Below are 12079 nucleotides of genomic sequence, written 5' to 3'. Positions count from 1 at the left end.
AGTGTGCTTTCATGGATGCCAAAGTCAGCGGCTATCTGCTCATAGGTGCGATATTCTTTAAAATACTGTAAGGTTGCCATTAACAAATTGGGCATGCTGATTTTAAGTTTTCTACCGCCTCTTTGATGTACAGCAGCTTGTGCTTGCTCTAAACAAGCAAGCATTTCATTAAAAACCCTGCGTTCAATGCCAACTAAGCGTTTGAATTTGGTGTCGGATAGGTGTGTGGAGGCTTCATAGTTCATTGGGGTATTTTAGCATAGAATGGGTTTTGCAGGAGGTCTATTAAAGATGTTGCAGATGACGATGGTTGGGCAAATTTATCTACGCTAGGCAATCACTTGGCAACCATTAAGCCTGATTTTGATACAAGAACTTATAGGCGTGCCAAACTATCAGGATTATTGCAGGCATTAGATTTGTTTGAGATAAAACTAGAAGGTTCACAAAAATTTGTAAGGAAAAAACCCAGTTTCGCCAAGGTGCTAAAAATTGTTCATGATGTGATAATAGATTATCGTGGTTTAAATGAGTGGACTTCTATCAATCTGTTGGCAATTGAGATTGCTAAAATAAACCCAGATTTTAATCCTAGAATTTTTGGCTATCAAAATATTCAAGAAATTATCAAAGCCATCGACAGTAAATATTTTGAATTAGATGCAGATAAAACACGAATTAAACTGTTGTCAATAAAAGAGAAATAAATGCAACAATATTACCTTGCATTTTCCCTAATTTTCTCGTACAATGGTTAAATAATTCTCAATTTTTTTATTTTTAACCATGCTTTTAAGGAGCTATCCATGAAAAAATTTGCATTTGCCCTAACAGCTGTTGCCCTTGTATTGACAGGCTGTAACAACACCAAAGCGCTTAATGAAACTGCCAGTGCATCAGCGGTTATGGTATCAGAATATCAACCATTTACCAAGGCTTTCTTGTGCGATAACGGCATCGCACCATCTCTGTACCATCCTAACGACAGCCAAGTCCAGCTAACCTTAGAAGGCGTGACCACCACTCTAAATATCGCACCTTCAGCATCAGGCGAGCGTTATGTGACATATACTGGCATCTTCGGTCACGGCGGTGAATGGCACCAAAAAGGCGACATGGCGGTATTTAGCTACCAAGGCGTACATGGCAACTTTGCCCAAGTGAACTGCACCGCAGAATAACCAACAGCCTACCCACAAAACACCGCTCGTTCGGTGTTTTGTTTTATTTTTGGCTCTGGTTCAAAAAGTATGTTACAAAGAAAACCGTTCGTGGTGAGCTTGGGAAACCTGACGGTTTTCCTACCCGCAGGCAGGCTCAGGGCGAACGAAAAACTAGTTTGGCATACTTTTTAGACTACTACCTATCTTTTAAATAGGAAAAACGATGACAAAGTTATTACGTTTGGTAAGTTTTTTGGAAGGGATATCGTTTATCCTACTTTTGGGGGTTGCCATGCCCTTAAAATACATGATGGATAAGCCGTTTTTGGTGCCGTATGCAGGCATGTTTCATGGCGTGATGTTTGTTGCTTTTATCGTGCTACTGCTTGTGGTGTGTCAGGTCAAAGGCTGGTCCTTGAAGGTATTTGTCATCGGACTTTTGGCATCGATTTTGCCGTTTGCTCCATTTTGGTTTGAGCGGTATATTCACAAGCTTGAATTGGCAGAAGATGAGCTGATGGCGGATGAGTGATAAAATAAAAAAGCCCTGACAAACATCAGGGCTTAAAATATGGCGGTGACGGAGAGATTCGAACTCTCGATACGCTATTAACGTATACACACTTTCCAGGCGTGCGCTTTCAACCACTCAGCCACGTCACCAATGGGGGCGAATTATAGCAGAGTTTTTGAAGTTTGTCATCTTTTTTATCGATTATTCGTGATAAACTTACAAAAATACCCATCGGCAGTTTGTCGCTTTTTATTTGTCAGTTTTGGCAAAATAAGGTAAAATATAAGCCATTTTCATTTAAGAGAAAGCCTGTGCCTAGCTTGCCTGATTCACTAAGAGATGTTTTAGCAGACAAAAACCTAGACATTCCCATGGCGACCGTCATTGCAGTGGCGGTGCATGCCTTTGTGATTTTTGGGGTGGGGTTTAGTGCAGGCATGTCACCTGATGAGATGGCACAGGAAGTGGCAACGGTGCTAAGCGACAACAAAGAGAAAAACGAAGACGCACGCTTTGTGGCGAATGCCAGTCAAGAGGGGGGCGGAGAGGTACGCCAGCAGTTGCGTCAAGAGACGACCGAGATTAGTCCTGACACCAGTGATGACATGGAAGAGACCCAAGACATCATCAACCTACAAAAACAAAGCCGTCAGCAAGCCTACCAAGAAAGTTATCTTCGCACCACGCTGTCTGTGCGTTATGTTAATAGCCAAAACAACAATGACAGCGAGAAAAAGCAAGACAACCTAGAAGCCCAAGAAGAACGTATCCGCAAAAAAATCCGCACGCTAGAAGCTCAGCTGTCCCAAAAACAGCAGGTCTTTGCATCCAAATCTAACATTCATACGGTCAATAGCAATGCGACCACGCATGGGGTGGCGGCAGGATACTTGGAGAATTTTCGTCGCCATGTGGAGCGTATCGCCAACCAGTATTATCCTAGTGAAGCACGTCGCAACAACATCATGGGCGATGTCCGTCTGATGGTGGTTATCTCGCCTGATGGCTATGTCAAAGCCATTCGCTTGCTTGAATCATCAGGTTCTGCCATTTTGGATGAAGCCGCCAAGCAGTCGGTACGCCAATCTGCTCCTTATGGGCATTTCGATGAAGAGATGGGTGAGCTTAGCGAGCTTAGAATCATTCGCACATGGCGATATAGTGATAAGATTGAAGTGACCAATTAATCAATGACTAATTAATAATTAATGTACCCGACCATGACTGAAGATACCAAACAAACCCCGTCACCGATTCTTGGTGAACTAAAAAACAGTGCCGAAGAGTCTGCCGAACGCCTAGAAACCACAGCGTCAAGAACAGGCGAAGTGGTGGCGGAAACCACCCGAGAAGTCGTGACAGGTACGACCAGAACCGTAGAGACTGCCAGTGACTACACTTTGGAGCTGCTGGGCATTACGGTGGATACTCGCACACTTATCGCCAACTCTGCCGAATTTGCCGTCAAAGCGGTGCTTGCCATCATCATTTTTTATGTGGGCAAGTGGATTGGTAAACACATTGTCAATCTTGCCAAACGTGCCATGGTGCGTAGCTCGGTGGACGGCACGGCGGTCAGTTTTCTAGGTAATTTACTTTATGGGGTCATGCTGGCAGCGGTCATTTTGGCATCCTTAAACCAGCTTGGCATCAGTACCACGTCTTTTGTGGCAGTACTTGGTGCCATGACAGTTGCCATTGGTGTGTCCTTAAAAGACCAAGTATCCAACCTAGCGGCAGGCGTGTTGATTGTGGTATTCCATCCGTTTCGTCGTGGTGATTATGTAGAAGTGGGTGGGCAGACAGGCACGGTGCAGGAGATTACACTGGTAAATACTCGCATACGCACGCCTAATAACCATGAAGTCATCATTCCCAATGGCGACATCATGACATCGGCAAGTATCAACTATTCATCCCTGCCTAACCGCCGTATAGAAGTGCCTGTTGGCATCGGTTATGACAGTGACATTAAGACCGCACGCCACATCATGATGCAGATGGCACAAGAGCATGAGTTGGTACTAAAAGACCCAGAGCCTATCGTGCGTGTTACCGAGCTTGCCGACAGTTCGGTAAATCTTATCATGTATGTATGGACAAATAATAATGACTGGTGGGCGGTGCAATGCGACCTGTTAGAGCGTATCAAATATGCCTTTGATGAAGCAGGCATTAACATTCCTTTTCCCATCCGCACACTACAAATTGATGGGCTTGATGACATGTTGATGGCTGCCAAAGGCATTGATAACCATGAAGCAAAGATGAAGTAAACAACAAAACAGCCCATGTTTATCTTAGTTTATTCATCAATTACACAAACCCAGTCCATAATTCAATGGGCATAAAGCAGAATAAATACAAATTGCAGGTGTTCTATGGGTCATCTGCAATTTGCGATAAAATAACCTGTAGCACCACTCATGCCCAGTGATTATCTCGGCTCATCTAAGCAACCATCTATTATAATGACTATCATCATGACTACCCCAAATTCTGTTCTTTTTGTTTGTCTTGGCAACATTTGCCGTAGCCCATCTGCCGAAGCCGTCATGACAGAACTTGCCAAAAATCAAGGGCTTACTATCCGCTTTGACTCGGCAGGTACGGCAAATTACCATACAGGCGAACGCCCCGACTCACGAGCGATAGACGTTGGTGGTACGCTTGATTTTGACTTAACTTCTCTTAGGGCAAGACAGTTATCCAAGCAGGATTTTTATGAGTTTGACATAATTTTTGCGATGGATAACAACAACTTAGCCAGCATCAAAAAGGTGATGCCGTCCGATGCTACCGCCCAAGTTGTGCTGTTTGATGACTTTACCAAACAAGAGGTTGCCGACCCATATTATGGCGATGTGAGCGACTTTCAGGCGATGTTTGGGCATATTGAGCGTGTCAGCCGTGCGTGGCTAGACCTTTGGCAAAGTACAAATCAGCACGGAAATCATCATGGCTAACATTCTAAATAATTACGACTTATCGCATAACAACACCATGGCTCTGTCCTGCACCGCTCGCCATGCGATGATGTTGGACGATATTGACACGCTTGGCGATAACATCACGACCGCCATAGCCTTTGCCAAACGCCACGATTTACCGCTATTTGTACTATCCTACGGCAGTAACGTGATTTTGCCAAGTGTGCTAAACGCCCTTGTTTTATTGCCAAAAATACAAGGCATTGAGATTTTGCAAGAAGATGATGAGTGTGTAACCTTGCAAGTCGCTTGCGGAGAAAATTGGCACAATTTTATCAAAACTTGCCTAGATAAAGGCTATTTTGGGCTTGAAAATCTCGCCCTAATCCCTGGGCTTGTGGGGGCGTGTCCTGTACAAAATATCGGAGCCTATGGCGTGCAAGTCTCTGATTTTATTACCAAAGTCATCGCTTACGATTTGACAGACGGTCAAAAATGCGAGTTTGGCAACACCGCTTGTCAGTTTGAGTATCGCCACAGTTTTTTTAAGGACAATGCACGGCGGTATCTGATTAGCCATGTCGTATTTACCCTTCACAAACAGCCAAAAACCCTAACCAACTATGGCGATTTGGCAAGTTTAGCACAAGAGTTTGCCAATAAAAACGGACGAGCCACCCCCCACCCCATTGATGTATTTCATGCGGTCATTGACATTCGCAACAGCAAACTGCCAAATCCTGCTGTTTTGGCAAATTGTGGCTCATTTTTTCAAAATCCGATTATCCCCATGAGCGAGTTTATCGCCCTAAAAGAGCAGTTTGCTGACTTGCCAAGCTATCCTATCAATGACGATGTTATCAAAATCCCAGCAGGCTGGCTCATTGACAAGGCAGGGTTAAAAGGCAAGGGGGTTACTCCGATTTTGACGCACGACAAACAAGCCCTTGTGCTAACCAACCACGCCCCACACACCGCCACGCAAGACGACATTCGCACGGCTCAGGAATTTATCGTGCGGACAGTACAGGACAAATTTGGCGTAACTTTGGTGCGTGAGCCTGTGTGGGTGGACTGATGAGCTTGGGTCTGGGCTTGGGGCGGTGGATTTGGCGGACGACAAAAGTGCTGATGGTAATCGGTGGTTTGACCGTCCTATCGGTGTTTACGCCCATTTTTTCTAACGTCGGGGTATTTGCCCTTGATGTGTTTAGCAAAATCACCCTAGGCACGAGCCACACCCCACCGACTGCCATCGTGCTACTGGGGGGCGGACTTACCAAAAAAGATGGTGTGATTGTGCTAAATCATTATAGCCAAAGCCGTGCTGACACCGTCATTACATTGTATGCACAAACGCCCCTGACCATCATCACAAGCGGAGCTGAGTCGCCGTGGCTACGAGAACACATAAAAACCACCCATCCCGAAGCGGTCATCGTGAGCGATAATGCCAGCATGAACACCTGCGAGAACGCCACCTTTACCGCCAAACTCATGAGCCATCACGAGCTGCCCAAAAGCGTCTATCTCATCACCGACCGCTATCACATGGCACGAGCAAGGCGACAATTTGCACGGGCAGGCATCGCTACCACCCCACAACCTGCACCACTCGCCGTACCGCTGACATGGGGCGACAGGGATAATAACTGGACACATTCACGGCGGACGATTTATGAGATGGTGGCGTTGGCACGGGATATTTTTCGTCCGCAGGACAACTGCCGTACGGCGGATGAGATTAGCCTAGAAGAGATTAGCACGCCCAGACGTGAACCCAAAATATTTTTCTAAATCATACGCCTATTATTTTAAAAATATTTTTAAAAATTTACAAAAAAGGCTTGCATTATTTAAAAATTTAGCTATAATACGCACCCATGGAAGCTTGGCAGAGCGGTTGAATGCACCGGTCTTGAAAACCGGCGTGGGTTTGTAGCCCACCGAGAGTTCGAATCTCTCAGCTTCCGCCATTATTTAAAAAAACCGTCCTTAGGGGCGGTTTTTTTGTGCTGACTGGGAAAGGAATGATGTTTACGTATATTTTTCATGGATTTTGGGTGTCATTTGGGTTGATTGTGGCTATCGGAGCTCAAAACGCCCACGTTCTAAAACAAGGACTGTTAAAACGGCATATTTTTTGGGTGTGCCTGACCTGCTTTTTGTGCGATGCGGTGCTGATGAGTGCAGGCGTGTTGGGGTTTGGTACGCTCATTGGGCAGAGTAAGACCGCCTTGCTTATCCTTGCTGTGGTTGGCGTGCTGTTTTTGTTTTGGTATGGTTTGCGTGCGTTCAAATCAGCATGGCAGGGCGGGGCAAATCTGATGGTATCGGCTAAAAGTGATAAAGATGGCGGTGGCAAGAGCATCAAGCAGAGCGTGGGCATCACCTTGGCACTGACCCTGCTAAATCCGCATGTCTATCTAGATACGTTGGTGCTGGTCGGGAGTATCGCATCCCCTTTGACTGCTGACCAAAAGCATTTGTTCTTGTTGGGGGCGGTGGGAGCGTCAGGGGTGTGGTTTTTTGGCTTAGGTTATGGGGCAAGGCTATTGACCCCATTGTTTAGCAAACCCAAAACATGGCGAGTGCTGGACACGCTTATTGGTGTCGTGATGTGGGCGATTGCACTGGGGCTGATAAAATATGCTTATGGGGTATGGGCGGGTTAAAATTATCATTATAATTTAAAGATGTGTTAGAATAAAATCTCCCATTTAAATCAATCCACTCTACCAAACCCAATCACGCCATTTAGGATAAAGTCATTTATTTTTGGGCGGTTTTGGGCTAAAATGTATGAAATTTTTCCCAAAAATCATCATGTCCCTTATCCGTAAACGCAAACTCACCAAAAACCAAACCCGTCAGATCCAAAAAAACCAAGAGACCATCATCGATGACGGCACTTTTGCCACAGGGGTGGTGGTGTCGCATTTTGGTAAACAGTTAGACGTGCAAATCACTGCCTTGCCCGACATCATGCCACAGACGGCGTTGGCACTCGGGCAGATATGGCGGTGTCATGTTCGCACCAATTTGCCCATGCTGACCACAGGCGATACGGTCAAGTTTAGTATTGATGATGTTGCAGGCACAGGACGCATTGAACAGCTACTGCCACGCACGACCCTAATCACTCGCCCAGACCGTTATCATAAGGTCAAGCCTGTTGCCAGTAACGTGGCGATTTTGGCGATTATTTTTGCCCCCTTGCCAAAGCCTGCCACAGGGTTGATTGACCGCTATATTCTCGTGGCACGGCTGGCAGGCGTTACGCCCCTGCTTGTGCTAAATAAGGCAGATTTGTTAGATGAACACCCCGATGTGGTGCAGATTTATCAAGAATATCAAGCACTTGGAGAGCGATACGGCTTTGATGTTGTCCAAAGTTCGAGCATGAATAGGACAGGGCTAGATACTCTGATATCGCACATCACAGGCAGACTTGCCATCTTTGCAGGGCAGTCAGGGGTGGGTAAATCAAGCCTAATCAACCAAATCCTGCCCCATGCCGAGCAGTCCACAAACATCATCTCGGTAGGCTCACAGTTAGGTCAGCACACCACGACCACCAGTCGTCTGCTCGCCTATGACGTGGGCGATTTGACCCAAGGCGGGATTATTGACACCCCTGGCATTCGTGAGTATGGCATTTGGCATTTATCGGCAGATGACATTTTAAAGGGATTTGATGAGTTAAATGACTTGCATGGGACGTGCCAATTTCGAGATTGTAGCCATGCTCCCAACGCCAAAGGCTGTGCGTTCTGGCAGGCGGTGACGGATGGGGCGGTGCTGTCTCGGCGTGTGGAGAGCTTTAATGAGCTGGTCGCAGAAGCCAAGCAAGGGGCAAGTGTGATAAAATAGCCCAAAATAAGTGCATTTATGACAAATAACAGGTATAATATCAGCTTTTGAAATTTTGGAGCAGTCATGGAGCGTTGGTTTGAGTTTATGGGCAATCACCCGTTTTTATTCGGGCTACTCTTTGTCCTTGCCATCATGTTTTTTAGTATTGAAAATAAACGTAGCGGTAAAAAAATCGCCCCCCAAGCGTTGGGGTTACTGGTGAATAACGACAATGCGACATTGATTGACATTCGCCCTGCCAATAAATTTGCCACAGGGCACATCGCAGGCTCTCGCAATATTCCTTTTACCGAGCTAAAAAATCATCTGACCGAGCTACAAGCGATGACTGCCCCCATTGTCTTTATCTGTGATATTGGTATGCAGGCGGGCATGGCGGTGCAACTGGTCGCCAAGCCCAATGCCATGCGACTAGAGGGGGGCATTGCCAATTATCAAGCACAAGGCTTGCCACTGGTCGGAGTGACAGACAAAAAAGGCAAAAAATAACCTGTTAGGATGTGTTAATACCAAGATGAGCGGTCTTGAAGTTATGCCAATCGCCCCCATTTAAGAATTTGTACATTTACCAAAAAGAGATAACATGAAACCTGTAACCATTTATGTCAAACAAACCTGCCCCTATTGCATTAACGCCAAGCGACTGCTAGAACACAAGAGCGTGATGTACACCGAGTTTGACGTTACCAAGATGAGCGAGACACAGCTTGAAGAAGTTGCCGTTAAGACCAATCATTACCGCACTGTGCCAAAGATTTTTATTGGCGACACCTTTATCGGCGGTTTTGATAATCTAAACAAACTAGATAGAGAAGGTAAACTTGACGAGATGTTAAGTGCCTAAATGGTTTAATTTAGTTTTAATGTAAGTTTAATTTTAAGTCAAAGGAGGCTATCATGGCTGACGAACAAACCGCCCCACAACTGGGTTTAGAGCGTATCTATGTCAAAGACATCTCACTTGAAGTTCCAAGTGCCGAAGTGTTCACCAAAGAGTGGCAACCTGAGTTGGACATCGGTCTGACCACAACCAGCTCTGACCTAGACGAAGACCATAAAGAAGTGGTATTGACCGTGAGCGTTACCGCCAAAAATGCAGGTAGTACCGCATTTATCGCTGAGGTACAACAAGCAGGTATTTTCTTGCTACGCAATATCCCAGAGGCGGACATGCCACATCTATTGAACGCCTACTGCCCGAACGTGCTGTTCCCTTATGCTCGTGAGGTCATCAGCGACATCATCGCTCGTGGTAGCTTCCCACAACTTCTGCTTGCTCCTGTCAATTTTGACCAAGCGTTCCTACAAAGCCAAGCCCAAGCCGAAGGCAATGCCTAATCGCTAGGCTATTTTATCATTTGATTGATAAAACAAAAACCCAAAAGTCTCATGCTTTTGGGTTTTTTCGTGCGTGATAATATCAAGCAACAATCTCTACCGCACCGTGGTCATCGCAGTGGTCGCCATGCTGATGGTGCAAACGTCCGTCCACGATATAGCAAATGTGGTCGCCATGTGGCCGGCTTCATGTCCACAGCCTTCGCCATGAACGTGGCCCGTGCAGTGGTGAGCTTGGTTGCACTCGGCAGGGTTTTGCTCGCTGACTTCTAGAATGTGTTCGTCCACGTGGTCGCCATGCACATGGTGCAAATGTCCGTCATGTAGATAGTCCACGTGGTCGCCATGACGAATTGCGGTGTGTCCACAGCCTGTGCCGTGAACGTGGTCGTGATTGGCGTGAATGGTGCAAGACATGATGTATTCCTTAAAATGAAAAATAAACGTTATTGATAATAATCAATGTCAATATTCTAAGCACATCATGCCACAAAGTAAAGGTTATAGAATTTCAAAAGGGTGGATTTTTGAGATATTTATAATAACTTTTCATGTATTTTTATTTTTAAAAATAAAAAATTATAGCTCTGGTAGTTCCTCGCCAATACTAACAAGTTTTTTTAAAACCTGAATATAATCCTCTTTTTGTTTTAACAATTCATCCCTGTGAGCGATGATTAAATTTAATTTTTCCATTTCTAGTTTTAATTTGTCAATTTCGGTTTGTAGTTTTTCATTGTTATTATAATAATTGTTATTGCCGTGATAATTTTCGCCAATTTGATAGACGACATTTTGTTGCTCTAATTTTAATAAGTCAAACAACTGTACGCCAAAAATTTTGGCAATTTCGTCTAATCTTTGTAAATTTGGCAAACTTTTTCCTGTTTCTATCTTAGCATAGCCGTTACGAGTTAGCCCTAATTTTTCTGCCATTTGTTCTTGTGTCCATTGGCGTTGCTCTCGAAGTTCACGAATGGTGTCAAAATCAATCATAAAAAACCTATTTTTAATAAAAGACCACTGTCAGTTGGCAGATGTGGAGTGTGGGTTGGTTTAACTTTTTAGTAAATTATTGTAACATAAGGGAAATTTTTTGGCAAATTAAATTCCATTAAAATGAATGATATATTCCAAGTTATCTCACTGCTAAAAAGGCATACAAAGATCATTGGCAATCAGTTTATTATCTCTGACTACCAACATCAATCCATCTGGTCTTCTGGTGTATTAGAGGAAGTCTCTTATCTGCTTTTGATTGCTTATGGCAATCTGATGCAAAGTGATGGTATGGATACTCATAAACGAGTATTGATTGATAAAGTGGTTGATGAATGGGCAGGGATAATAACTGGTATTTTAAATCATCAAAATACACCACAAAATAAAATGATGATTAAGCAAAGATTAAATGAAAAATCCATCAAATATACACCCATTATTGACCAAATGCTTGGCGAGCGATTAGATAATAATCCTAATGACGAAGTATTTTATAAATATGAACTCTATGAATTATTTATAGAAGAAATTAAAGACAATTTTAATACTAGATTTTGCCAAAGACCACAAGATGGCTTGGCAGGGGCAATGGATTTTATCAGTTTGTCCGAAGATAACAATATCATTCGCCAAGAAGTTTTTGATGAAAGATCGGTGGTGATGTTATCACTTAAATATGATGATGTTGATGAGATTAACGAACACGATAAGATTGCCATCACAAAAAATCAAAATAAAAAAGACATCAGAAAGCGAGCTTTGGTAATAAGAGATGGTGTGGTGAATTTTTTGACAAATTGCATTTATGATAATACTCAAAATAACCAAAGTCAAAATCAGTATTATGATTATGCTGGTAGCAGTAGCCATCGTACTCAAAAAAAGTCCAATGATTACGATAGAAACCCAACATCACAAAAATCCTCCTTTTGGTCTTTTGGGCGAATGAGACGAACGACTTATGCGTTATTTTCGGTATTGTTAAAAACAAATACATAAGTTAAAATAGCTCAATACTTTGCCATAGAGTAAAAACCAATGAACGAAACATTTGATAGTTGTCCTAAATGTAAGCACAAACACTTTGTCAAAGCAGGTTTTAACAATGGCAGACAACGCTATAAGTGCAAAGGTTGCAATCATTACTTTTCAGTACATAAACCAACGCATCATAAAAGCGAAGAAACCAAGCAAATGGCAATCAATATGTATCTAGAAGGTTTGGGCTTTCGTTCAATTGGTCGTATATTAGGTAT

The 12079-nt window shown here is 43.9% G+C and carries 18 protein-coding genes and 2 tRNA genes; 16 read left to right on the top strand and 4 right to left on the bottom strand.

Annotation, left to right across the window (positions count from 1 at the left end; all coding sequences use genetic code 11):
• Positions 1-245 (bottom strand): IS5 family transposase (locus K941_RS0111130; RefSeq protein ID WP_029103679.1); only part of this gene is annotated, 245 nt, incomplete at its 3' end.
• 39 nt (positions 246-284) lie between these two features.
• On the opposite strand from K941_RS0111130, the gene K941_RS17805 reads away from it, so the two are divergent.
• From K941_RS17805 to K941_RS0111115, 3 genes are all read left to right on the top strand, one after another.
• Positions 285-707 carry an OST-HTH/LOTUS domain-containing protein gene (locus K941_RS17805; protein ID WP_228130405.1) on the top strand — a complete coding sequence of 141 codons (423 nt, stop codon included), beginning with the start codon at positions 285-287 and terminating at the stop codon, positions 705-707.
• 99 nt (positions 708-806) lie between these two features.
• Positions 807-1181, top strand: a complete 375-nt coding sequence (locus K941_RS15655; protein WP_051226033.1) for an MliC family protein — start codon at positions 807-809, stop codon at positions 1179-1181.
• A gap of 205 nt (positions 1182-1386) precedes the next feature.
• Positions 1387-1695, top strand: a complete 309-nt coding sequence (locus tag K941_RS0111115) for a DUF3817 domain-containing protein (RefSeq protein ID WP_036388238.1) — start codon at positions 1387-1389, stop codon at positions 1693-1695.
• A 40-nt stretch (positions 1696-1735) separates the two neighbouring features.
• Here the strand turns inward: K941_RS0111115 and K941_RS0111110 are convergent.
• Positions 1736-1826, bottom strand: a tRNA-Ser gene (locus K941_RS0111110).
• Positions 1827-1988: 162 nt separating this feature from the next.
• Here K941_RS0111110 and K941_RS15650 point away from each other — a divergent pair.
• From K941_RS15650 to secB, 11 genes are all read left to right on the top strand, one after another.
• Positions 1989-2864: an energy transducer TonB gene (locus K941_RS15650; RefSeq protein WP_051226035.1), complete on the top strand. Its 876-nt coding sequence runs from the start codon at positions 1989-1991 to the stop codon at positions 2862-2864.
• Between the two features lie 33 nt (positions 2865-2897).
• Positions 2898-3953 carry a mechanosensitive ion channel family protein gene (locus tag K941_RS15645; protein WP_084137750.1) on the top strand — a complete coding sequence of 352 codons (1056 nt, stop codon included), beginning with the start codon at positions 2898-2900 and terminating at the stop codon, positions 3951-3953.
• A 207-nt stretch (positions 3954-4160) separates the two neighbouring features.
• Complete coding sequence (locus K941_RS0111095) at positions 4161-4643, top strand: low molecular weight protein-tyrosine-phosphatase (protein ID WP_029103676.1); 483 nt, start codon at positions 4161-4163, stop codon at positions 4641-4643.
• Positions 4636-5685 carry a UDP-N-acetylmuramate dehydrogenase gene (gene murB, locus K941_RS0111090; protein ID WP_029103675.1) on the top strand — a complete coding sequence of 350 codons (1050 nt, stop codon included), beginning with the start codon at positions 4636-4638 and terminating at the stop codon, positions 5683-5685. Before K941_RS0111095 ends, murB begins: the two co-directional genes overlap by 8 nt.
• Positions 5685-6404: a YdcF family protein gene (locus K941_RS0111085; RefSeq protein ID WP_036388235.1), complete on the top strand. Its 720-nt coding sequence runs from the start codon at positions 5685-5687 to the stop codon at positions 6402-6404. Before murB ends, K941_RS0111085 begins: the two co-directional genes overlap by 1 nt.
• Positions 6405-6492: 88 nt before the next feature.
• Positions 6493-6583: transfer RNA gene (locus tag K941_RS0111080), tRNA-Ser, on the top strand.
• Between the two features lie 57 nt (positions 6584-6640).
• On the top strand, positions 6641-7282 hold the full coding sequence (locus K941_RS0111075; RefSeq protein WP_029103673.1) for a LysE/ArgO family amino acid transporter: 642 nt from the start codon (positions 6641-6643) through the stop codon (positions 7280-7282).
• A 151-nt stretch (positions 7283-7433) separates the two neighbouring features.
• On the top strand, positions 7434-8480 hold the full coding sequence (rsgA, locus tag K941_RS0111070) for a ribosome small subunit-dependent GTPase A (RefSeq protein ID WP_029103672.1): 1047 nt from the start codon (positions 7434-7436) through the stop codon (positions 8478-8480).
• A 66-nt stretch (positions 8481-8546) separates the two neighbouring features.
• On the top strand, positions 8547-8972 hold the full coding sequence (locus K941_RS0111065; protein WP_029103671.1) for a rhodanese-like domain-containing protein: 426 nt from the start codon (positions 8547-8549) through the stop codon (positions 8970-8972).
• 94 nt (positions 8973-9066) lie between these two features.
• Complete coding sequence (gene grxC, locus K941_RS0111060; RefSeq protein WP_029103670.1) at positions 9067-9327, top strand: glutaredoxin 3; 261 nt, start codon at positions 9067-9069, stop codon at positions 9325-9327.
• A gap of 53 nt (positions 9328-9380) precedes the next feature.
• Positions 9381-9821, top strand: a complete 441-nt coding sequence (secB, locus tag K941_RS0111055) for a protein-export chaperone SecB (RefSeq protein WP_029103669.1) — start codon at positions 9381-9383, stop codon at positions 9819-9821.
• Positions 9822-9917: 96 nt separating this feature from the next.
• Here secB and K941_RS15640 read toward each other — a convergent pair whose 3' ends face one another.
• Positions 9918-10238 (bottom strand): hypothetical protein, encoded by a 321-nt coding sequence (locus K941_RS15640; protein ID WP_228130404.1) that lies wholly within the window; start codon positions 10236-10238, stop codon positions 9918-9920.
• Between the two features lie 162 nt (positions 10239-10400).
• The gene (locus tag K941_RS0111040) at positions 10401-10817 is read right to left on the bottom strand and encodes a helix-turn-helix transcriptional regulator (protein WP_029103668.1); all 417 of its coding nucleotides are present in this window, start codon (positions 10815-10817) and stop codon (positions 10401-10403) included.
• 123 nt (positions 10818-10940) lie between these two features.
• Here K941_RS0111040 and K941_RS0111035 point away from each other — a divergent pair, with 123 nt between their 5' ends.
• Both K941_RS0111035 and K941_RS17550 read left to right on the top strand, forming a co-directional pair.
• On the top strand, positions 10941-11822 hold the full coding sequence (locus K941_RS0111035; RefSeq protein WP_029103667.1) for a hypothetical protein: 882 nt from the start codon (positions 10941-10943) through the stop codon (positions 11820-11822).
• A gap of 39 nt (positions 11823-11861) precedes the next feature.
• Positions 11862-12079, top strand: a 218-nt coding sequence (locus K941_RS17550) for an IS1/IS1595 family N-terminal zinc-binding domain-containing protein (protein WP_029103026.1), incomplete at its 3' end; no start/stop codon positions are given.

The organism is Moraxella caprae DSM 19149 (genome assembly GCF_000426885.1).
Classification (GTDB): Bacteria; Pseudomonadota; Gammaproteobacteria; order Pseudomonadales; family Moraxellaceae; genus Moraxella; species Moraxella caprae.
The sequence above is the reverse complement of the archived record's forward strand: the minus strand, read 5'-3'. Positions and strand labels throughout refer to the sequence as shown.